Genomic DNA, 21,213 nt, shown 5'->3' with positions numbered 1-21,213 from the left:
CGTCCGCGCTTGGAGTAAGCCGCCCGGTCGCGCTCACGCGGGTCCGCGGCGGCGTGCTGGGCGATGTGCTGGGCGGAGCGACGGTCACGGTCTCGCCGGCGTCCGAACACCGCGAACCTCCTTCTTACGGCTGGCTGACGTCCGGCGGAGCTGGGCCTGCTGTCTCGCCCGTCGTTGTTGTTTCTTGCTCAACTTGGGACGAGGCCGCTGCGGGTTGACCCGGATCCGGGCGGCGCTGGCCGCTCCGCCGGTGCTTGCCGTGCGTTCTCGAGGTGCGGTGAGCTCGCGGACCCACATCGACATGACGGCCGTGAGCGGCCGTTCATGGCTGATCCGCTGGGTGATGAAACGAGTGAGGATGATCGTCGCGACGAGGCCCCACGCGGTCGAGAAGAACCCGAACCCGACGCCCATCTGACGCTCGATCGTGAGTACGACGAGGAAAACGACAATCCCGACGCCCCACGCGACGTACCGCGCGCGCCAGGGAAATGTCGCTTTGGGCGGGCCGAGCCAGACGGCGTCGACCCGATAGACCTCGTCGTCGGTGCGGACCCGCACGTGTCAGCCTCCGACGAACAGGCCGGCGAGCCACTTGCCGATGTTCGACCCCGCGTCGGTCGTGACCGCGAGGCCGATGATGGCCAGGGCGACGATCACACCACCGAGGCGACGCATGACACCCGCGTTGTCGCCTTTGCCACCACCCAGCCAGAGAAGGAGGAGCGCGACGGTGAGCAGGAGCAGCGGAACGATGTTGTCCAGGATCCAGTCGCGGACATTGCCTGTGCCCGGCACCGTCGGCTGCTGCTGAGCGAGTGTCACCAGGTCCATGGCGGTCATTAGGTACTCCAGAGTGCGCTCGGGCTTGCGCTACGAGTAGAACACGAGTTCGTCACGACGTGTGAAGCAAGTGGAGCTGGCTGTAGATCATCTGGCCGTTCCCCCTGGGAGGAATTACGTCTAATCTGGCCGACACATCATCACTGAGGAGACGTCAGTGGGGAACACCCGGCTCAAGATTCTCTCCGTCGCTGGCAAGGTTCACCCGACTGCGAACGCGCTGGTCACCCACAGTGCGTGGGTCCTAAACCTGCGCACGTGTACATCCATGTGAATGCCCTGATCGGCCGGTTCGCGACCCCTTTGACTGGCACTGCGGGCGCGGTCCGGAGCGACGACTCCGAGGAGATTCGCCCATGCTCGAACCTGACCTCGTGCCGGACGGAAGTGTGGACGGAATCACAGCCTCCCCTAGTGCTCCAGGCGTGGATCAGCCTACCGGGGAGGGCCCGCAATCCCGGCGCCGGGTCCAGCGGACGATCAACTTCGACAGGTCCGTGCTCGAGCGGGCGCGTGCGGCGGCCACCTATCTCGCTTCCTGCGAACCTCAGGCCGGGGTTCGGTCGCTGGCCGACATCGTGAACCCGGCGGTGCTCGCCTACGTGACCGAGTTGGAGGAGCTCTACAACGCCGGGGAACCGTTCCGGCCCGTGCTGAGGATGCCTTCGGGACGACCGGCCAACCGCTGAGCCTTCACAAGTTTGTGAAAGCTGTGTAGCTTCTGAACAATGCTACGGTTCTTGCTGCGTCGCGACCGCGTGGTGCTGAGCGCCTGGGTCGTGCTGATCGCCGGTGTGGTCCTCAGCGTCACCGGCCAGTACAGCCGGATGTTCCCCACACCGGACGCCGCGCTCGCGTTCGCCCGTGACGTGGCGGGCAACGCGGCGCTGACCGCGTTCACCGGGCAGCTGACCGAGCCGACGTTGCCCGGCCTGATCATGTGGAAGATCGCCGACGTCGCGTTCACGCTGACCGCTTTGATGGCGGTGCTGACGGTGGTGCGGCACACCAGGGCCGAGGAGGAGTCCGGCCGTCAGGAGCTGCTGCGCTCGACGCCGGTCTCGCGGCTCGCTCCGCTGGCCACCGCGCTCGGCCTCGCGATGGGCGCTTCGCTGCTGGTAGGCGCCTTGGTCGCGGCGATCGGCGGGGTCCGGTTCGGGGCCGCGGTGGCCGCGCCTGGCCTGGTGTTCGCGGCCGTGGCGGGAGTGGCCGCGCAGCTCACCGAGCGTTCGTCGACGGCTCGGCTGATCGCGTGCGGTGTCCTGGGGGTGACGTACGGGGTGCGGTTCGCGGCGGACGGCAGCGGGGTGCTGTGGCTGCGCTGGTTCTCCCCCAACGGCTGGAGCCACCTCGCTCTGGTGTCGGGATGGGTGCTCGTGGTGCCGCTCGTGGCCGCCGCGGCGTTGACCGCGCTCGCGTTCCGGCTGAACCTGCGCCGCGACTTCGGGGCGGGCGTCGTTCCCGCGCGGCCGGGGAGTGCTGGTGGGGACGTCAGCCTGCCGTGGCGGATGCACCGGACGCAGCTGATCGGCTGGACGGTCGCGTTCGCGTTGGCAGGAGCCACGATGGGCGGGGTGGCGGCGGGGATGCGCGGCACGATCGACGGCGCCGCGCCGGTGATGCGGGAGTTCCTGCGGCGCTACGGGTCCGGCGAGATCGGGGACACGTTGCTGTGGATGGTTCTGATCAGCCTGGGCGGGACCGCGGCGTTGTTCCCGGTGCTGACGGTGCTGCGGATCCGCTCGGACGAGACGAGCGGGCGTGCGGAGCTGCTGCTGTCCACCGCTGTCGGCCGGATGCGGTGGGCCGCGGGGCACGTGGCGGTGGCCGTGACGGGGACCGTGGCGATGATGACGGCCGCGGGGCTCGCGGCTGGGCGTGGGGACCTGCGGGTGCTGACTGCGGCGTGGCTGCAAGTACCACCGGCGTTGACCGTGGGTGCCGTGGCGATGCTCGCGGTGGGTTTCCTGCCCCGTGCCGCGGCGGCGATCTCGTTCGTGATGTGGCTGGCGGTCAACATGTTCGGCGAGATCGTGGGTCCGTCGCTGGGCATCGGGTACGACGTGGCGAACCTGGTGTCGCCGTTCCACTTCCTGCCGCGCGTGCTGACCGGGGAACAGCTCACCGCCGCGCCCCTTCTCGGGCTCGCGGCGGTGGCCGTCCTACTCACTTCCGTTGGGATGGCACGGCTTCGGGTGCGGGACCTCGGTTAGGAGGCGCCGGAGATCCGCCAGAACCAGCCGGTCGAGGCGAGGTCGGCGCCAACGGAACCCTTGCCCCAGAAGTAGTCGTTGTAGTTGCCCAGCCCGCCGGTCGTCGGCTGGTAGACGCCCATCGTCGCCCAGCGGACCGACGCGGGCTGGGTGTCGATGCTGGCCTGCGCCCACGCGTCGCGCACCTTCATCGGGTTGTTCCACCACAGGAACGGCGAGCGCCACATGTAGTGGCCGAACTTGCCGCCGTGGTTGGCGGAGTTGTAGCTGACGGTGGTGAAGCTGTTGATCTGGTGCAGGCCGCGGAAGGCCTGGCCCCAGCGTTGCGCCCACGTCTGGCCGCCGGTGTTGTCCTCGAGGATCAGGCAGGTGAACAGGCTCATCCACTCGACGTCGTTCTGGCCCCAGCGCGCCTCGGTGTTGGCGAGCTTGGTGTCGTTGTGGTTGGAGCAGCCGGAGAAGTAGAAACCGGTGCCGGAACCGTGGCCCTGCCAATAGGTGAGATCGACGTTGTCGGCCCAGTTGGTGTCGTCACCACCGGCGAACGCGGGGTCCTTGAAGTCGCTCTCCCACGCGTTGCCGTCGAGCCAGCTGAAGTCGCGGGTGATGCCGTGGTTGCTCGCCTCGGTGTTGAACGTGCCGATGTTGGCGGCGGTGTTGGGCAGCCCGGCGCACACGCCCGTGCCCTCGCTGCCGACCTGCGTGCCTGCGGCCTGCATCTTGAACTGGGCGTCTTCGCGCGGCGGCTGAACCGGTTGCGGCTCCGGGCGCACGGCACCGACCACGGCGGACACGGTGATGGCCTGTGGAGCGCCTCCGTCGGCGTTGCGTCCGGCGCAGCGGAACGACGGCTCGAGCCTGTCGATCTTCTCGTCGAGCCCCGGTGCCACGTAGACGTAGCTGACTTCCGGCTTCACCTCAGCGCCGAGGTATTCCTGGCACAGCTTGGCGCCGTACGCGAGGTCGTTCACCTTGACGGTGCCGGCCTTGTCGTAGGTGCGCGCGGCGTGGCTGACCGCCGTCACGCCCAGCGCGTCGAACGAGACGCGGATGTTCGCTCCTTCACCCTCCAGCGGGATGCCATCGAGCTGGAACGTGTACGACACGCTCGTGTCGAGGTTGGCCGTGAGTGCGTTGCGCCCGTTGGCATCCGCCAGCTCGAACGTCGTGTACTGGGCAGTCGGCGTGGCGTTCGCGGGAAGCACACCTGCTGCGCGGAGGCCTTCCTGCGCGCGCTTGGCCGCCTCGTCCGCGGGGATCGTCTTGATGCGCTTGAGGGCCTCGGTGTCGAGCGCGGTCTGCGTGGTCGCGTTGCCGTCCTCGTCCGGCCTGCCCTGTCCTTTGTCGACGGTCGGCAGGTACTGGTAGCGCTGCTCGTCCGCGAAGGAGACCTCGCCGAACTCGGACCTCTGGACGTCCTTGAGCCCGAAGGCTCGTTGCAGCCGTTGCGCCTGCTCATGGTCGAGACCTGCGCTCGTCACCCCGTAGACGGGGAGCTCAGTCACGTCGGCGGTCGCGACTCCGACCGCTCCCGCGGTGATGAGGCTGGACAAGGCCAGCACCACGGTCAGCTTGCGTTGCATGTCTTTTCCCCTCCCTTGGAGACGACCGGCTGCAGGGGCAGGCCGTCTGACAGGAGGATCTGGCGGTTTCGGCCGTGATACCGGCAGCACCTTGCTGGAACTGCGACGCCACTCGAACGGCTGAAATTCTGTAACGCCACTGGACCACGGGCGAACTCAGAAGCGGACACCGGGGTATTTGATGCCGGCTCCGGTGTTCAGCACGACCACCTCGTCGTCCGCCTTGAGCCAGCCGTCCTTGCGGAGAGTCCGCACGGCGCTGATGGTTGCGGCGCCTTCCGGGCACAGGAAGACGCCTTCCAGTCGCGCGCACTCCGCGCGGTCTTCGAGAATCTCCCCATCGTCCACAGCTGTTGCCGTGCCGTCGGTTTCCCTGATGGCTTGCAGGATAATGAAGTCCCCCAACGGTTTCGGCACGTTGATGCCGAACGCGCTGGTGTAGGCGTCGTCCCAGAACGTCGATTCGGCCGCGCCCTCGTTGAAGGCACGCACGATCGGGGCGCAGCCGGTGGACTGAACGGCGACGAGGCGCGGCAACGGTCCTTCGATCCAGCCGAGCTCGCGCATTTCGTTGAGCGCCTTGTGAATCCCGATCAGCCCGACACCACCGCCGGTCGGGTAGACGATCACGTCAGGGACGCGCCACCCGAGCTGTTCGACGATCTCGTAGCCCATCGTCTTCTTACCTTCGATGCGATAGGGCTCTTTGAGGGTGGAGGCGTCGAAGAGGTCCACGTCGGCGATGGCCTTGGCGGCGTCCGCGATGGTGCCCGGCACGATCCGGAGCTCGGCGCCGCTCGCCTCGACCTCCTCGCGGGTGATCAGCGGGGCGTCCTCCGGCATGGCGATGACGCTGCGCATACCGGCGCGCGCGGCGTACAGGGCCCAGGCGGCGCCCGCATTGCCGTTGGTCGGCATCTTGATGCCCTTGACGCCGAGCTCTTTGGCCCTCGCCACCCCGACGGCCGCGCCACGAGCCTTGAAGGAGCCGGTCGGGATGAGCGACTCGTCCTTCATGAGGATTTTCGCGTCGATCGCCCTGCTCAGGGCGGGCAGCGGGACCAGCGGGGTCATGCCCTCGCCGAGGCTGAAGGCCGGGTCGGGGTCGCGAACCGGGAGGACGTCGCGGTAGCGCCACAGCGAGTTTTCCGCGGTGGGACGGGACACGCGCGCGAGGTCGTAGCGAGCCAGCAGCGGCGAGGCGCACTCGCGGCAGAGGTTCTGGACGGCGTTGGCGTCGTGACGCAGGCCGCAGCGAGCGCATTCCAGATGTGAGAGCACAAGACCATCAGTACAGGCGAACGAGCCTGCAGATTTACCCCCGAAAGTACTAACGCTTCTCCCCGTTCGGGTGAGAACATCGGGATCCCTGCTCCTGCCCCTTGAGGAGAGTTATGCGACGACTCACAGCCAAGGCCCTGTTCGCCGCTGTCCTTTTCGCCGCCGCGATTCCCGCCGCTCCAGCCGCCGCCGACACCCAGACCAGCGGATACATCGTCCTGCTGAAGGACGGCGTTGGCGTGTCGAGCGTGACCAACCTGCTCGGCGTCACCGTCGACAACGTGTACGAGTCGGCAGTGCGCGGCTACTCGGGCCGCATGACCGCCGCCACGGCGGCACGCCTCGCCCGTGACCCGCGAGTCGCGCTGGTGCAGCCGGACGGCGTGGCCTCCATCGCCGCACAGTCGGTGCCGACGGGGATCAACCGCATCGACGCCGAACTGAGCCCGACCGCCCGGATCAACGGCACGGACGAACGCGTGAACGTCGACGTCGCCGTGATCGACACCGGCGTCGACCTCGACCACCCCGACCTCAACGTGAACACGGCGGGAGCGAAGAACTGCTCCACCGGCCGCAGCGCTGACGACGGCAACGGCCACGGCACCCACGTGGCGGGCACCATCGGCGCGCTCGACAACGGTTCCGGCGTCGTCGGCGTCGCCCCCGGCGCCCGCATCTGGCCGGTCCGCGTGCTCAACAACCAGGGCAGCGGCTCGTTCTCCGGGATCATCTGCGGCATCGACTACGTCACCGCGCACGCGAGTGAGATCGAGGTCGCGAACATGAGCCTCGGCGGGTCCGGCAGCGACAGCGCCTGCGGGTCCAACAAGGACGCGATGCACGAGGCGATCTGCCGTTCGGTGTCCGCCGGCGTGACGTACGTCGTGGCCGCCGGCAACAGCGCCGCGAACTCCTCGACCTTCGTGCCGGCCACCTACGAGGAAGTCATCACGGTCAGCGCACTGGCCGACTTCAACGGCCAGCCGGGCGGCGGGGCGGCGTCGACGTGCCGCGCCGACGTGGACGACACGTTCGCCGACTTCTCCAACTACGGCGCCGATGTGGACATCATCGCGCCGGGCGTGTGCATCCAGTCGACCTGGAAGGGCGGCGGCTACAACACGATCTCGGGTACGTCGATGGCCAGCCCGCACGTCGCGGGCGCGGCGGCGCTGTACAAGTCGACCCACCCGAGCGCGTCTCCTGCGACCGTGAAGTCCGCTCTGCGGTCGGCCGGTACCAGCAACTGGAACACCGCGACCGACCCGGACAGCACGCACGAACCGCTGTTGAACGTCGCGACGTTCTGATCGTGTGAACGGTGCCGGGCTCCCCGCCCGGCACCGTCCTCTGTGGGCTCAGATCGTGCCGATCTCGTTCCTGATCACCTGGTGCAGCACGGGATCGAGCCGTTCCACGACGGAGATGTGCTCGGGCACGTCGAGGTTCTCCAGCACGTACACACGCAGGCCGTACCTCGTGTCCTCCCACGGTGGAGGCTCGAGCGCCCAGGCCTCCCGAACGATCCGCAGCAGCCGGGCCACCAGTTCCTCGTCCATCGGGTCGGCGTCGAGCGCGGGCCGGATCAGCGGGTACCACAGGACGTCGCAGGCGATCTCGAGCGGCCAGACCGCGTGCAGCTCCCGGTCCTGCTCGATCGCCTCGTCGATCTCGTGCTTGAGCCGTTCCGCGAAGAACGGACGGCATTCCGGCAGGTTCCTCCAGAGGAAGTCGCCGAGAAGCCCGAGGCTCCACGACATCTTCTCGCCCGGATCGGAGCTGCTGAACGCGGCTTCCAGCGGGCTGCCACCACGGACCGGGACGGCGGGTCCGCCGGGGAGGTGGATCCACACCCGGTCGTCGTCTTGCTCGGACATGAGCCAATGATCAGGGCGGATGAGCCGGCATGTAAGCCGGATCCTGTTCATGGGACTCGCGTCCCACTTGGCGGCCATCCATCTGGGCCTGCCGTCGCCGACAGGCTCTAGCGGCCTACCCGCGAGCATCGGACGGGCAGCCCTCGAACGCTCGCGCAGGCACTTTCGTGCCCTCTTGGCCTTGCTCCGGGTGGGGTTTACCTAGCCGCCCCAGTCACCTGGGGCGCTGGTGGTCTCTTACACCACCGTTTCACCCTTACCCCGGCTCACGCCGAGGCGGTCTGCTTTCTGTGGCACTGTCCCGAGGGTCGCCCCTGGTTGCCGTTAACAACCACCCTGCCCTGTGGAGTCCGGACTTTCCTCGACAGTCTCCTGCCGCGGCCGCCCTGCCGACTCATCCGCGCCCACCAGGATATCCCAGCGTCTGGGACTGGTTGTTCACCGGTCCGGACGTTGGTTCACTCACAGCCATGACACGACGTCGCCACGTCGACTACGGCCGCGTGGCAGCAAGCCTGTGTTGCCTCCGCTGAGCGCGCTTTCTCTCACCCGCGACCTCAGGGAGTGCTTGCCATGTCCGATCTGCTGATCATCTCCGGCGCGCCGTCCCCCGCCGCGCCGACCGGTGTCGTGGTGTCGCACGTGTCCGCGGTGCTGAAGGCCGCTGGACACCACGTGTCGTTGCTCGACGTGCGGTCTCTGCCCACGTTGTCGCTGCTCACCGAGGACCTGCGCGACCCGGAGATCGCCACCGCGGTGAGCAGCGTGCTCTCCGCCGACGGCGTCGTGGTCGCCTCACCCGTCTACCGCGCCGCCTACAGCGGGCTGGTCAAGGCATTGCTCGACCTGCTGCCGAAGAAGGCGCTGCGTGGGCGCGCGGTGCTCCCGTTGGCGACGGGCGGCAGCCAGGGGTTTCTGGTGGCCATGGACTACGCGCTGCATCCGCTTCTCGCGGCCAAGGGCGCGGACCAGGTGGTGCGCGGCGAGTTCGTGCTGGACAAGAACGTGGGTTCACCCGATGCGGCCGCCGCCCTGGAGGCAGCGGCCGACCGGTTCGTCCTGGCGTTGACGCCCCGCCTGCGGAAGGTCAGCTGAGCCGGTTCGGAATCACGTGGACGCTGCTCATGTCGGAGTTGTGCTTGGCCTCCGACCGTCGCGAGTCGGTCAATCCGGTGGCCACACCCTGCACCGCGCCCGTTTCCCCGCCGAGCCATTTCACGAGCACGTACGCGTTGAATCGCGGCGCACAATCTTTCCGGACCACGAGGCCTGATTTCTTCAAAGGCACGACGACGTGGTGCACCCAATAGGGGGTGTCCAGGACAACGCTGGTCGAAGTGTCGCTCTGGCAGAGCGTCCCGTCGGCTTTCCACTGGTTCACGATGAGCGTGAAAGACGCCTTGGACGTCTTCGTCTTGTCGCATTGACCGGTGGTGTGGCAGATCATGTATTCGGCGTCCGCGACCACGTCCAGGCTCTGGGTGTCCGCCGGCACGTCGGACAACGGCAACAACGGCTGCCGGACGACCGGGTTCGCGGCGTCAACCTTGTACAGGCCGGGCGGAGTGCTCGCCTGGATCGCCTTGCCGGCGAAGACGACCGCCTTGAGCGAGCCGCTCACGAGGCGAAGCGTCGAGTCGTCCCAGCCCAGCGACGCCGTGCGGATGAACGCGGTGCAGGTGACACGGGTCGCGACACCGGGGTGCACCAGCTGGCTGGTGGTCAGCGTGAGGTCCTCGAACTGCGGCTTTCCGCTGCCCCGCTGGTACACGTTCTGGCCCAGCACCACGTTCTTGCTGCCACCGGCCCACTTGCACACGATCTCGTTGTCGAACAACGAGCGGATCGTCACGTCGTTGACCCTCATCACCGAGACGAGCTGGGCGGTCTGGGTGGCGGTCGTGTCGAAGGTGACCTCGCCGAGCGCCACGACGTTCTGGTCGCTCGTGCCGTCCTTCGGGACGCCCGGCCCCAGCACGGTCTGCGGCTGGAAGGTGACACTCGTGGCCGCTGATGCCGCCGGCACGTTCAGGGCCACCATCGCCATTGTCATGGCGGCGACCAGGGACAGGGCCTTTCTCACGCTGACCTCCCGTTTTCCCGGCCGCACCTCACGGCCGGAAAACAAGCTACCGAGGCGCCCTACACGTCCCCTACAAAGCATTTCCGGGAATTGTCAGCCCAAGTGCGACGTGTCGTTCACGAGCTTCACCGACGCGTGCCCGTCCGGGTAGAACTCGGCAATCGACACACCCGTCAGATCGAGGTGCATCCGGAACAGGAACTGCGGCCCGACGTCAAGGGCTTGACGGAGAAGCGTCTTGATCGGCGTGACGTGACTGACGAGCACCAACGTCTTGCCGCCGTACCGCGCGATGATCTCCGTGCGCGCCTTCCTCACCCTGGCGTTGACCTCGTCGAAGCTCTCGCCTTCCGGTGGTTGGACGCTCGTGTCTCCCAGCCAGCGGCGGTGGATCTCCGGGTCCTGCTGCGCCGCCTCGGCGAACGTCAGCCCTTCCCACGTGCCGAAGTCGGTCTCGATGAGCCCCTGGTGGGTGACGACCTCCAGACCGGTCTTCTCCCCGAGCTTCTGAGCGGTCTGCGCCGCACGTTGCAACGGCGACGAGATGATCCCCGCGATACCGTCCATTTTGGACAGACGTTGCGCCGCCTTCTCCGCCTGCTGCAGCCCGAGCTCGGTGAGCAGGTGGTCGCCCCGCCCGGAGTAGCGCCGTTCGACGGACAGCTTGGTCTGCCCGTGCCGCAACAGGATCAACCGCGTGGGCTCACCGACCGCGCCACTCCAGTGCGGCTGCTTGTCGCCTTCTTGGGTTTTGTTCTCTTGGGTTTTGTTCCCCGCCCCGTCCATCGCCTCGTTGGCGAGCCGGTCAGCCTGCCGGTTGCGCTCCCGCGGAATCCACTCGTACGTGATGGCCTTGAAGGACCGCGCGAGGGCCTGCGCCTCCCGTGCGAGCGGTTGCATGGACGGGTGCTTGATCTTCCAGCGCCCCGCCATCTGCTCGACGACGAGCTTGGAGTCCATCCGCACGTCAACGGTCTCGGCGTTGAGCTCCTGCGCCGCCCTGAGCCCGGCGATCAGCCCCTGGTACTCCGCCACGTTGTTGGTGGCGACGCCGATGAACCCCTTGCGCTCAGCCACTGTTTCGCCACTGAGCTTGTCGCGGACAACGGCCCCGTACCCGGCCGGCCCGGGGTTGCCCCGCGACCCGCCATCAGCCTCGACGATCACCTTCACCGGCCGATCGTAGCCCCGCGTTCAGGGCCCGCAGACCGCCATGTACGATGATCGCACCAGTCTGGGTGGCGGAATGGCAGACGCGCTAGCTTGAGGTGCTAGTCCCCGAAAGGGGGTGGGGGTTCAAGTCCCCCCTCGGACACTGAACACGCGAAGAGGTCGTCTCAAAGGCGGCCTCTTTTGCTTTGCGTAGCGAGGTCAGCTGGTTGAGCCCGAGCCGGCGTCGCCGACAAGCAGGTCGATGACCTCCGGCAGCTCACCACGCAACTTCGCGACGGTCTCGGTGTTGCCGGCGAGGTGGTGAAGAAGTGCTCGCTGGAAGACGCCGTCGAGCGTCACGTAGGCGGCGGCCGGCGAGCTCGCGGGCTCGCCGGCTCGCAACTCGGCGTAGCGGCTGATCACCCGCCACACCATGGCTTCGCGGTGACTGTCGATCTCCAGCACGTCCGCGCGGAAGGACTCGTCGAACAGGCTCTGGTTGCGCAGGTCGTACCAGAGCCGGTGCAGTGTCGCGTCCTGGCCGAGGGTGTCGAAGAACATCGCCACGAACTCGTCGCGCAACTGTTCCGGCGTGGTCGCGCTGGCCACCACCTCGTCGTACCGGGTCACGCAGACCACCTCGTACTGGCGGACCGCCTCGGTGATCAGGTCGCGCTTGTCCGCGAAGTAGTAGTGCAGGACACCGTGGGAGAACTCGGAGTTCTGCGCGATCTCCCGCAGGCTCGTCCTGGCGTAACCCAGCTCGGCCAGCGTGTGCAGCGTCGCCACCGCGAGCTCCGTCCGCCGGGCGTCGAACTTGTCGACCTGCCGGCGGGCGATCCGGTCCTGCTTGCTCTCAGCGACGTCGGTCACAGCCCGGATCCTATCGTTCACGGCCGCTGTGCCTGACCAGTCGTCCAATAAATCTTGGACAGTCGTCAAGGAAAAACTTGACGACTGTCAAGTTCTAGCTAGGGTGTGAGCCAACTCACCGAGGAGGCGACTCAATGACGAGTTATCAGCTGAACGGGCGAAAAGCGCTGGTCACGGGCGGTGCGCGTGGGCTTGGCGCCGGCATGGCCGAGGCTCTGGCCGCGGCCGGCGCGGCGGTCCTGATCGGCGACGTCCTGGAGGAGGAGGGCAAGCAGACCGCCCAGGCGCTGCGTGACTCGGGCGCGACAGCCGAGTTCGTGCCGTTGGACGTCACCGACGACGCGAGCTGGGCGTCAGCGGTCAGCACCGCGATCGACGCGATCGGCGGGCTCGACATCCTGGTGAACAACGCGGGCATCGAGATCACCAGTCTGATCACCGAACTCGACCCCGCCGACGTGCGCAAGATGCTGGACGTCAACGTGCTCGGCACCGCCCTCGGCATGAAGCACGGACTGCGTGCCATGCGTCCGAGTGGTGCGGCGGGCAACGGCGGCTCGATCATCAGCGTCGCGTCGGTCGCCGCGACCATCGCCTTTCCCGGGATCAGCGTGTACTCGGCGACGAAGTCCGCCATCGACAGGCTGACCAGGGTGGCGGCCGCCGAGTCGGGCAAGCTCGGGTACGGCGTGCGGGTGAACTGCATCTACCCCGGCCTCACACCCACCGCGATGGGTAACCAGCTCGCCGTGGACTGCGCTGAACTCGGCCTTTTCCCCTCGCCGGAAGCGGCTGCGGGAGCGGTGGTGGAGCTGACTCCGCTCGGGCGGCTGGGGCAGGTCGACGACATGGCCGACGCGGTGGTGTTCCTCGCGTCCGACGCGTCCAAGTTCATCACCGGTGCAGGTCTTCCGGTCGACGGTGGAATGGGGATGTGACCACTGTGCCCACGGACAAGCCAGTCGTCGTCTACGGCGCCTCCGGCTACACCGGACGCCTGATCTGCGAGTACCTGCGCGAGTACGGGGTGCCCTTCCTCGCCGCGGGCCGGGACGGCAAGCGGGTCAAGGAGGCCGTCGACGCGGTGCCCGGCATCGACACGGTCTCCTACGAGATCGCGGAGGTGGAGCACACCGAGGCGGCGCTGACCGAAGCGTTCACCGGAGCCAAGGTCGTGCTGAACACCGTCGGCCCGTTCTCCCGCTACGGCCACGAAGCGGTGCGAGCGAGCCTGAACGTCGGTGCGCACTACACCGACACCAACGGCGAGCAGGACTGGATGATCGACGCCGATGCCCGGTACGGCGCCGAGTTCGCGAAGCAGGGTCTGCTGCTCTCCCCCGGCATCGCGCAGATGTACACGGTCGGCGAGATCGCCGCGCAGATCTGCCTGGAGACGCCCGGACTGGACACTTTGGACATCGGGGTGTTCTGGAAGGGTTATCCCACAGTCGCCTCCACCAACACGATCCTCACCAACGCCGCGTTCGCGAAGGCTTACCACCTCGAGCAGAACGAGTACGTGGAATGGCCGGCGGACGCCGGCCTGTACGAGCTCGTCGTGCCGGGGCAGCACGAGCTGGGCCTGGCGCTGCCGTGGGGCGGCACGGCGCATCCGGTGTGGTTCAAGAAGGATCCCAGGGTGGCGTCCGTGCGCGCGCTCGGCGGCGTGTTCAACCGGCCGTTGATGCTTGGTGTGCCGCAGATCGTCACCGCCGCCCTCCAGCAGATGGAGGGCAAGTCGGACGAGGAGAAGTACCGGATCGTCGACGACTTCTCCGCACAGGTGCGCAGTGAGATGCCGCCGAGGGAGAACCCGCGGATCAACATCTCGCTGGACTCCGTGCACGCGTCCGGCCCACTTGGGAGGGCGCACTGCGTCATCCACGGCAACTGCAACTACAAGCAGACGGCGTTGCTGAACGTGCACGCCGCCGTACATCTGTTGCAGGACGCCCCCAGGAGGGTCGGCTTCGCCTCCGGCTGTCAGGCGTTCGGCCACCGGGAGCTGCTGGGCACCCTTCGATCGTTCGGCCTGGTGCTCGACCCCGTCTTCGAAGTGCACCGCTGATGCGGCTGTGCGACTACCTCGACAAGGGCGCGTCGCTCGATGGCGACGCGCCGTGCCTGACCATCGGCGGCGTTTCCACGAGCTACGCCGACGTGCGGCAACGCTCCCGCACGATCGCGGGAGCGTTGCAGGACAGCGGAATCGGCCGGGGAGACCGCGTCGCGGTGCTCTCCGCGAACGACCCGCTCGCCCTCACCTGCGTGTTCGGCATCTCGCGCGCGGGTGCGGTGTGGTGCCCGGTCAACCCCCGCAACGAGGCCGCGGAGAACCGGGAGCTGCTCGACCTGTTCGGCTGCCGGTGCCTCTTCTTCCAGGAGAAGTTCGCTCCGCTCGTCCACCGCATCCGCGACGACCTGCCGGCGCTGACCACGCTGGTGTGCCTGGACGGCGAGGTGGAGGGCGCGATCGGGTTCGCCGACTGGCTGGCACGGCACGGCCGGGAACCGGAGCCGGTGACCGTGGCGGACGACGACCTCTGCGTGCTGGCGGGAACCGGTGGCACGACCGGGCGGCCCAAGGGTGTGCGGTTGACGGGGCACAACCTGGAGACCGCGACCGCGCTGACCCTGATGAGCTACCCGTTCGGCGATCGCCCGCGCTACCTGGCGCTCGCCCCGCTCACGCACTCGGCGGGCGTCCTCACGTTCCCGATCATGGCCAAGGGCGGCGAGACCGTGATCATGCCGGTGCCGGACCTCGGCGAGTTCCTCCGGTTGATCGAGCGGCATCGGATCACCCACGCGTTCCTGCCTCCCACCGTGATCTACGGCCTGCTCGACCATCCGGCCCTGGACTCGACCGACCTCAGTTCCCTGCGCTGTCTCTGGTACGGCGCCGCGCCGATGTCCCCGGTGCGGCTGACCGAGGCACTGCACCGGATCGGGCCGGTGATGGGTCAGCTGTTCGGCCAGACCGAAGCGCCGAACATGATCGCCACACTCGCCCCCGCCGACCACTTCCTGCCGGACGGCTCGATCGCGACCGCGCGGCTCTCCTCGGCGGGCAAGCCGACTCCGCTGACCCAGGTCGCGATCATGGATCAGGACGGGGCGCTGCTGCCGGCGGGGGAACGCGGTGAGATCGTCGTCCGCGGGCCGCTGGTGATGGCCGGGTACCACGAGAACCCCGCGGCCACCGCCGAGGTGAGCGGGCACGGCTGGCACCACACCGGCGACATCGGTTACCTCGACGAGGACAACTACCTCTACATCGTCGACCGCGCCAAAGACATGATCATCACCGGCGGCTTCAACGTGTACTCGGCCGAGGTCGAGCAGGCGTTGCAGGCTCATCCCGCGGTCCAGGACAGCGCCGTGGTCGGACTGCCTGACGACAAGTGGGGCGAACGGGTGACCGCGGTCGTGCAACTACGCGCCGCCGGCCACGCGGACGCCGCCGAGCTCACCGCGTTCGTGAAGGATCGGTTGGGCGGAGTGAAAACGCCCAAGCAGGTGGAGATCTGGCCGGACCTGCCGCGGTCCAAAGTGGGCAAGGTGCTCAAGGCCGAGATCCGAGAACGGCTCGCCAAGGGCTGAGCGGCGAGAGTCGGTACGCGCTGGTTCCCGCCGCGTCGAGTGGTGTTCACCCGGAAGCAGAACTCGTTCCATCAGCGGCGGCTAGACACTGTGCGTGCCCACCACCGCCCAGGGTCCGCGTGTGAGCGCAGAGAAGAGAGTCCGATGAAGCGATCGACGCTGTCCGTTCTGCTGGCACTGCTCGTGACCGTCGTGGCAAGCCCGCTGCCGGGTGCGGTCGCGGCGGGCGGCGGAGTGCAGCCGCTCGAACGTGCCCACGCGCACAACGACTACGAACACGACCGCCCGCTGGCCGACGCCCGCAGCCGCGGGTTCACGTCGGTGGAGGCCGACGTGTGGCTGGTGGACGGGGAACTTCGCGTGGCGCACGACCTGGCCGACGCGCGACCGGGCCGTACGCTGCGCAGCCTCTACCTCCAGCCGCTCGCCAAGCTCGTGCGAGCGAACAGGGGCAGCGTCTACCCGCACTGGCGCGGTTCCTTCCAGCTGCTCGTCGACATCAAGAGCGACGGACCGGCGACGTACCGGGCCGTGGACGAGGCACTGCGCGAGTTCCGTCCGATGCTCACCCAGTGGGTCAACGGCCGGGAACGAGGTGGCGCGGTCGAGGTGGTCATCAGCGGGAACCGGCCGCGGGAGGACATGCTCGCCCAGCGGGTTCGGCTGGCCGGGTACGACGGGCGTCTGAGCGATCTCGGCGGTGGTGCCCCGGCCACGTTCATGCCGCTCGTCAGCGACAACTGGACGAAGAACTTCACGTGGCAGGGAGTCGGCCCCGTTCCGGTGTCCGAGCGGGAGAAGCTCCGCCGCATCGTGTCGCAGGCACACGCGGCCGGGTACCGGGTGCGGTTCTGGGCCACACCGGACACGGCGGGAGAACCGCGGGAAGCGGTGTGGCGCGAGCTGCTCGCGGCCGGCGTCGACCACATCAACACCGACGACCTCGCAGGACTGCGCGAGTTCCTCTTGGCGAACGACCCCGCCGAGCGGCACGCGGCCTGAGCCCGGGAAAGTCCCCGACGCCAGGGCGGATGCTCGCTTCGAGCGTCCGCCCTTTCGTCGTCACGGGGACGGCGGCGCCGACGCCAAAGCGCACATCCAGGAACCCGTGCAGTCCATCCACTCCGTCAGCCCTCACGGCGCCGATAGGGCCGGTAGCCGACGGCGTCGCCGTTGTAGGGGTAGTCGACGACGCGGTGGATCGTGCCGTGACCGCTGCACTGCTCATAGGTCCAGTACCGACCACGGGCAGGGTCCGCCCAGCTCACGAAGATCGTTACGTGTCGCGCCGTGTGGTCGCCTCGCGCGTCGATCAGCAGATCGCCCGGCAGAAGGTCGTTCTTGTCGATCTGGCGGCTGATACCGGCGAGCTCGACGCTGTTCAGGCCGCCGTGCGGATCAAGGGGTCGGCCCGGCAGTCCCCAGGCCATCGAGGCGAAGCCGGAGCAGTCGGTGCGGTAGGTCCCGTACTCGTTGGTGTGGAAGCCGGTTTGGCTGTACGGGACGCTGGACCAGCTGGCCGCGCGGGCGAGGATCTCGTTCATCGTCTCCACCAGTGCAACGCCGGACGGGCCACGACCGGTGGGGTCGTGGCCCGTCTGTGGATGGATCAGTAGTTCGTCAGCTGGAACTCGGTGACGCCGCTGGTCTGTTCGACCCAGGCGCCGTACGGGCCGCCTTCCTTCACGGTCAGCGAGCCGTTGGCGCGCAGGGCACCGATGCGGCCGGTCTTGGCGTCGACCTCGATCGCCTGCGCGTCGGACATCTGGTTGATCCAGCCGGCGAAGAGGTTGCCCTGCTTCACCGTGGCCAGGCCGTCGTTGAACACCACGCCGATGTAGTCGCCGGAGAGGTCGAAGTCCTTGACGTTGCTCGTCTGCTCGACCCACGAGCCGTACAGGCCACCCTCCTTGACGGTCAGCGTTCCATTGGTGCGCAGGGCACCGATGCGGTCGCCGGCCGCGGAGATCTCCAGGTCCGCGACGCCACCGAGCTGTGAGGTCCAGGACTCGTAGAGGTTGCCCTTCTTCACGAAGGCGGTGCCGTCGGTGGACACCACGCCCAGGTAGTCACCGGAGAGCTCGACCTCCGTGGCGCCGTTCATCTCCTCGACCCAGAGGCCCTGCACGCCGCCTTCCTTCACCGCGACGGTGCCGTCGGTGCGGACGATGCCGACCCGGCCCTTGCTCGACTCCAGCGAGAAGTCCTTGACACCGCTCGCCTGGTGGAACCAGCTCTGGTGGAGGTTGCCCTGCTTGACGTGCAGATCGCCGGACGAGGTCAGCACACCGATCATGTCACCGTCCACTTCGGACTTGACGATGCCGCCGCCGTGCTCGAGAACCCAGTTGTCGTAGAGGTTTCCTTCCTTGACGTGCACGGAGGTGTCGGCGAACCGGACACCGATGCGCGAGAACGTCGGGCGGGTCGTGCCGGCACCGGCCGGGCTGACGAACGCGGAGATGGTCTGGCCGGCGATCACCTGACCGACTCGGCCGCCGCCGGTGGCGTACTGGACGGTCGACGACAGAGGACCGCTGCCGCCGAAGTTGCCGTTGATCGTGCGGATCGTGCCGTTGGAGTAGACCGAGTCGACCAGCGAGACGTGGTCGGCGCGACCGCCTCCGTGGTAGTTGAGCACCACCGCGTCACCGAGCTGCGGGACGTAGGACGGGTCGGTGTGCAGCGTGCCGTACAGCTCGCCGTAGCGGTAGAAGCTGCCTGCCGCCGCACTGAGCCGGTCGGCGTTGATGTTGCGGTTGCCCCACACCCATCTCGCGAAGTCCGAGCACCAGGCGTGTTCCAGCCGGCAGCTGTCCATGTACCCGGTGCCGCCGAGACTGTTGGTGCTGCAGGTGTTCTTGTTCAGGTTCGCGGCCGCCAGGTCGCGGATGTCGGTCCGGGTGTCGGCGCTGGCCGGAATGATGCCGAGCAGAGCCAGGACGGATGCGGCGAGGACTGCGGTGACGGTGCGCTTCGAGGTGGTGTTCATGACGTTCTCCTTGGCCTGGTGAGCTGGTCGAGGGGTCAGCGGGTGCACTTGATCGAGCTCTCCGGCACCGGGAGCGATCCGCCGTTGAAGTAGGCGAGGGCCTTCTTGTAGGAGGCGCAACGGTTCAGCGACTCGGTCGGGTCGAGGTCGTAGGAGTAACCGATCGCCCGGCCCACACCGCCCATGTCGTAGGCGTCCGCGGAAGCGTTGATGTTGCGAGCCACCGTCCAGTACCAACGGGCGATCTTGGCGCTCCACTCCAGCGACGCCGCGTCGCCGGGGTTGTTCAGGAAGTCGTGGCCGAGGTGGTTGCCGGCCGCGCGGTAGTTGAAGTCACCGGTCAGCTGGATGAAGCCACGGCCCTTGTAGACCGCGCCGTTGCCGGCTTCACCTGCGTTGTAACGGAAACCGCTCTCGTGCTTGAGCGTCGCCAGGAACGCCGCCTTGCGCGTCGGCGTCGTGATACCGGCCGCCTGCATCTCGGCGTTCAGGCTCGGCAGTCCGGCGGCGACGGTGTCGGTGGCGTAGGCACTGCCGTAGATGTTGACGATGTCCTGCTGGGACACGTGCTGCCCCGCCTGGTTGCCGACCGCGGCGGCCAGCCGGAAGCTCTGCACGCCGCCGTACTGGTTGAGCCACGAGCCGTAGAGACCGCCTTCCTTGACGGTCACCACCCCGCCGGTGGTCAGCACGCCGATGCGGTCACCGGCGATCTGCAGGTCCGCCACACCCGAGGTCTGGTTGACCCAGGTCGAGTAGAGGTTGCCCTCCTTGACGGTGGCGAGGCCGTCCTTGGTGACGACACCGATCATGGAACCGGACAGTTCGAGCTTGCTGACGTTGCTGATCTGCTCGACCCAGTTCGACCACAGGTTGGACTCCTTGACCGCCACCGTGCCGTCGGTGCGCAGCACACCCACGCGGTCCGCGGACAGCTCGAGGTCGGCGACGCCACCCAGCTGGTCCACCCAGGGCGAGTAGAGGTCGCCTTCCTTGACCGTGGCCAGACCGCTGTCGAAGACGACACCGAGCCGGTTGCCGGACAGCTCCAGGTCCTTGACCCCACTGGTCTGCTCGACCCAGGTGGCGTTGAGGTTGCCCTCCTTGACCGCGACCGACGAGTCGTCGCGCAGCACACCGATCCGGTTCGCGGTGAGGCGGAAGTCCTTCACCCCGTGCGCCTGTTCTGTCCAGTCGGCCCAGAGGTTGCCCTCCTTGACGAACAGCTTGTGATCGGTCGTCAGCACACCGATCCGGTCACCCGCGATGTCGAACTTCTCGACACCGCCACCCATCTCCTCCACCCAGCTCGCGTAGAGGTTGCCTTCCTTGACCAGCACCGCGCCGTTGCTCAGCACACCCAGCCGGTGGGCACCGGAGGAAAGCTCCCCGGCGGTGGCCGTCGTCTGCATCGAGGTGAACGCGATTCCGGTGATCACAGTGGCCGCGGTGAGGCGACCGAGCGCATTCTTGAACGAGAACATCATCGGCTCCTTGCAGGAATTGTGTGAATGGTGTTTCTCCGAAGCGGAATTCACGCGCCCGGCGCGGCGAGACCGATCTGCTGCACCTGCGCGGCCTGGACGACGAAGGAGCCCTGAGTGCCCACCTTCACCGCCGCGGTGCCGTCGGCGTGCAGCACGCCGATGCGGTCACCCGCGAGCTCGATCGCGGAGGTACCGGTCGCCTGCTCCGACCAGGCCCCGAACAGACCGTCCTTGACCATCGCCGCACCGCCGGTGAGGACCACGCCGATGCGGTCGCCGGCCAGCGCCAGCTTCTTCGCTCCACCGACCTGCTCCGTCCAGGAGCCGAAGAGGCCGTCCTTCACGGCGACGGATCCGTCGGTGCGCACGACGCCGACGCGGGTGCCGGTCAGCTCCAGGTCCGCGGCCCCGCCGATCATCGCCACGAAGGCCGCGTCGAGGCCGCCCTCCTTGACCTGCGCGGTTCCGTCCGCGGTCACGATGCCGACCCGGTTGTTCGTCAGCTCGAAGTCCGTGACACCCGCAGCCTGCTCGACGAAGGCACCGAACATGCCTTCCTTGACAGCGAGGGTGCCGTTGGTGAGCAGAACGCCGATCCGGTTTCCGGCCAGCCGGAAGTCCTTCACCCCCGACGCCTGGGCGACCCACGCGGCGTCGAGCCCGCCCTCCTTGACGAGCAGCCGGCCGTCGATGGTCAACGCGCCCACGAGGTCACCCGCGACCTCGAATTTTCGCAAGTCGCCGAGCTGCGTCGTCCAGGCCGCGTAGGGGGAGCCCTGCTTGACCGACAGCTGGCCGTTCTGCAGCACCGCGATCCGGTCGGCTCCGGCGGGCAGCTCTCCCGCAGAGGCGGCCATCTGGCTGCCGGCCAACGCGATTCCGGTGATCAGCGAAGCGGCGATGATGCGACCGAGAATGTTCTTCATTGTCCCCACCCTGTTTCTCTCATCGGCTTGTTCCTTGCGATGAGAGAAGATTGGCGGGGACGCCTGAAAGAAACCTCAAGCATCTTCTAAAAGCCGGGTACCTGCACTTTTAGTGGTTTCTAAAAGTTTTCCAAAACCCGCGCGGTGACGGCCGGGACACGGCGTGGCTCATGAGCCTCCCGGCACCCGTGCAGCCCGAAGACGCCCTTCGCCTCGGCCCACGCCGCGCTTCGCCGCGATCGGCTCGCCGACGGCCGTCCACGCGTCGCCGCCACGAGGAACGCCACCGACGCC

Annotated in this window: 20 protein-coding genes, 1 tRNA gene and 1 other RNA gene; 9 read left to right on the top strand and 13 right to left on the bottom strand. The window is 67.8% G+C overall.

All coding sequences use genetic code 11. The annotated features are described in order from the left end of the window. Window positions 1–84: 84 nt before the first annotated feature. The gene (locus tag FXN61_RS31905; protein ID WP_167977698.1) at window positions 85–561 is read right to left on the bottom strand and encodes a hypothetical protein; all 477 of its coding nucleotides are present in this window, start codon (window positions 559–561) and stop codon (window positions 85–87) included. A 3-nt stretch (window positions 562–564) separates the two neighbouring features. After that, on the bottom strand, window positions 565–843 hold the full coding sequence (locus FXN61_RS31900; protein WP_167977697.1) for a hypothetical protein: 279 nt from the start codon (window positions 841–843) through the stop codon (window positions 565–567). Between the two features lie 425 nt (window positions 844–1,268). Between FXN61_RS31900 and FXN61_RS31895 the strand changes: the two genes are divergently transcribed. Next, window positions 1,269–1,532, top strand: a complete 264-nt coding sequence (locus tag FXN61_RS31895) for a ParB family protein (protein WP_312878143.1) — start codon at window positions 1,269–1,271, stop codon at window positions 1,530–1,532. Window positions 1,533–1,571: 39 nt separating this feature from the next. Beyond that, entirely contained in the window at window positions 1,572–3,056 is a 1,485-nt protein-coding gene (locus FXN61_RS31890; RefSeq protein ID WP_167977695.1) for an ABC transporter permease, read from the top strand. Here FXN61_RS31890 and FXN61_RS31885 read toward each other — a convergent pair. After that, window positions 3,053–4,639, bottom strand: a complete 1,587-nt coding sequence (locus FXN61_RS31885) for a DUF6345 domain-containing protein (RefSeq protein WP_167977694.1) — start codon at window positions 4,637–4,639, stop codon at window positions 3,053–3,055. The genes FXN61_RS31890 and FXN61_RS31885 overlap by 4 nt on opposite strands. Window positions 4,640–4,795: 156 nt before the next feature. After that, window positions 4,796–5,920: a threonine synthase gene (locus tag FXN61_RS31880; RefSeq protein ID WP_167977693.1), complete on the bottom strand. Its 1,125-nt coding sequence runs from the start codon at window positions 5,918–5,920 to the stop codon at window positions 4,796–4,798. A 113-nt stretch (window positions 5,921–6,033) separates the two neighbouring features. Here FXN61_RS31880 and FXN61_RS31875 point away from each other — a divergent pair, with 113 nt between their 5' ends. Further along, window positions 6,034–7,233, top strand: coding sequence for a S8 family peptidase (locus FXN61_RS31875; RefSeq protein ID WP_167977692.1), 1,200 nt, complete (start codon window positions 6,034–6,036; stop codon window positions 7,231–7,233). Between the two features lie 48 nt (window positions 7,234–7,281). Here the strand turns inward: FXN61_RS31875 and FXN61_RS31870 are convergent, their stop codons facing one another. Beyond that, the gene (locus FXN61_RS31870) at window positions 7,282–7,800 is read right to left on the bottom strand and encodes a hypothetical protein (protein WP_167977691.1); all 519 of its coding nucleotides are present in this window, start codon (window positions 7,798–7,800) and stop codon (window positions 7,282–7,284) included. A 16-nt stretch (window positions 7,801–7,816) separates the two neighbouring features. Then, an RNA gene (rnpB, locus tag FXN61_RS31865) (RNase P RNA component class A) lies at window positions 7,817–8,197 on the bottom strand. Between the two features lie 176 nt (window positions 8,198–8,373). Between rnpB and FXN61_RS31860 the strand changes: the two genes are divergently transcribed. Continuing rightward, the gene (locus tag FXN61_RS31860; RefSeq protein WP_167977690.1) at window positions 8,374–8,895 is read left to right on the top strand and encodes an NAD(P)H-dependent oxidoreductase; all 522 of its coding nucleotides are present in this window, start codon (window positions 8,374–8,376) and stop codon (window positions 8,893–8,895) included. Here FXN61_RS31860 and FXN61_RS31855 read toward each other — a convergent pair. Further along, window positions 8,888–9,883 (bottom strand): hypothetical protein, encoded by a 996-nt coding sequence (locus tag FXN61_RS31855; protein WP_167977689.1) that lies wholly within the window; start codon window positions 9,881–9,883, stop codon window positions 8,888–8,890. The two genes, FXN61_RS31860 and FXN61_RS31855, sit on opposite strands and share 8 nt — an antisense overlap. A gap of 93 nt (window positions 9,884–9,976) precedes the next feature. Then, window positions 9,977–11,050 carry a bifunctional RNase H/acid phosphatase gene (locus FXN61_RS31850; protein ID WP_167977700.1) on the bottom strand — a complete coding sequence of 358 codons (1,074 nt, stop codon included), beginning with the start codon at window positions 11,048–11,050 and terminating at the stop codon, window positions 9,977–9,979. Window positions 11,051–11,115: 65 nt separating this feature from the next. On the opposite strand from FXN61_RS31850, the gene FXN61_RS31845 reads away from it, so the two are divergent. Further along, window positions 11,116–11,198: transfer RNA gene (locus FXN61_RS31845), tRNA-Leu, on the top strand. A 56-nt stretch (window positions 11,199–11,254) separates the two neighbouring features. Here the strand turns inward: FXN61_RS31845 and FXN61_RS31840 are convergent. After that, a complete protein-coding gene (locus FXN61_RS31840; RefSeq protein WP_167977688.1) occupies window positions 11,255–11,908 on the bottom strand; it encodes a TetR/AcrR family transcriptional regulator in 654 nt (217 codons plus the stop codon). 134 nt (window positions 11,909–12,042) lie between these two features. Here FXN61_RS31840 and FXN61_RS31835 point away from each other — a divergent pair, with 134 nt between their 5' ends. The 4 genes from FXN61_RS31835 to FXN61_RS31820 all read left to right on the top strand — a co-directional run bounded on the left by FXN61_RS31835 (window position 12,043) and on the right by FXN61_RS31820 (window position 16,516). Further along, window positions 12,043–12,846 (top strand): SDR family NAD(P)-dependent oxidoreductase, encoded by an 804-nt coding sequence (locus FXN61_RS31835; RefSeq protein WP_167977687.1) that lies wholly within the window; start codon window positions 12,043–12,045, stop codon window positions 12,844–12,846. After that, the gene (locus FXN61_RS55790; RefSeq protein ID WP_312878142.1) at window positions 12,843–13,979 is read left to right on the top strand and encodes a DUF5938 domain-containing protein; all 1,137 of its coding nucleotides are present in this window, start codon (window positions 12,843–12,845) and stop codon (window positions 13,977–13,979) included. The genes FXN61_RS31835 and FXN61_RS55790 overlap by 4 nt, the downstream gene beginning before the upstream one ends. Next, on the top strand, window positions 13,979–15,514 hold the full coding sequence (locus FXN61_RS31825) for an acyl-CoA synthetase (RefSeq protein ID WP_167977686.1): 1,536 nt from the start codon (window positions 13,979–13,981) through the stop codon (window positions 15,512–15,514). Before FXN61_RS55790 ends, FXN61_RS31825 begins: the two co-directional genes overlap by 1 nt. A 144-nt stretch (window positions 15,515–15,658) precedes the next feature. Then, entirely contained in the window at window positions 15,659–16,516 is an 858-nt protein-coding gene (locus tag FXN61_RS31820; RefSeq protein WP_167977685.1) for a phosphatidylinositol-specific phospholipase C/glycerophosphodiester phosphodiesterase family protein, read from the top strand. A gap of 125 nt (window positions 16,517–16,641) precedes the next feature. Here FXN61_RS31820 and FXN61_RS31815 read toward each other — a convergent pair whose 3' ends face one another. The 4 genes from FXN61_RS31815 to FXN61_RS31800 form a co-directional block, all read right to left on the bottom strand. Continuing rightward, the gene (locus FXN61_RS31815) at window positions 16,642–17,058 is read right to left on the bottom strand and encodes an NlpC/P60 family protein (protein WP_167977684.1); all 417 of its coding nucleotides are present in this window, start codon (window positions 17,056–17,058) and stop codon (window positions 16,642–16,644) included. Window positions 17,059–17,123: 65 nt separating this feature from the next. Continuing rightward, window positions 17,124–18,506 (bottom strand): CHAP domain-containing protein, encoded by a 1,383-nt coding sequence (locus FXN61_RS31810; RefSeq protein WP_167977683.1) that lies wholly within the window; start codon window positions 18,504–18,506, stop codon window positions 17,124–17,126. A gap of 35 nt (window positions 18,507–18,541) precedes the next feature. Further along, window positions 18,542–19,993, bottom strand: coding sequence for a glycoside hydrolase family 19 protein (locus FXN61_RS31805; RefSeq protein WP_167977682.1), 1,452 nt, complete (start codon window positions 19,991–19,993; stop codon window positions 18,542–18,544). A 47-nt stretch (window positions 19,994–20,040) separates the two neighbouring features. Then, complete coding sequence (locus FXN61_RS31800) at window positions 20,041–20,919, bottom strand: peptidase S1 (protein WP_167977681.1); 879 nt, start codon at window positions 20,917–20,919, stop codon at window positions 20,041–20,043. Window positions 20,920–21,213: the final 294 nt, after the last annotated feature.

It is taken from the genome of Lentzea indica (assembly GCF_012184385.1).
Classification (GTDB): domain Bacteria; phylum Actinomycetota; class Actinomycetes; order Mycobacteriales; family Pseudonocardiaceae; genus Lentzea; species Lentzea indica.
The sequence above is the reverse complement of the archived record's forward strand: the minus strand, read 5'-3'. Positions and strand labels throughout refer to the sequence as shown.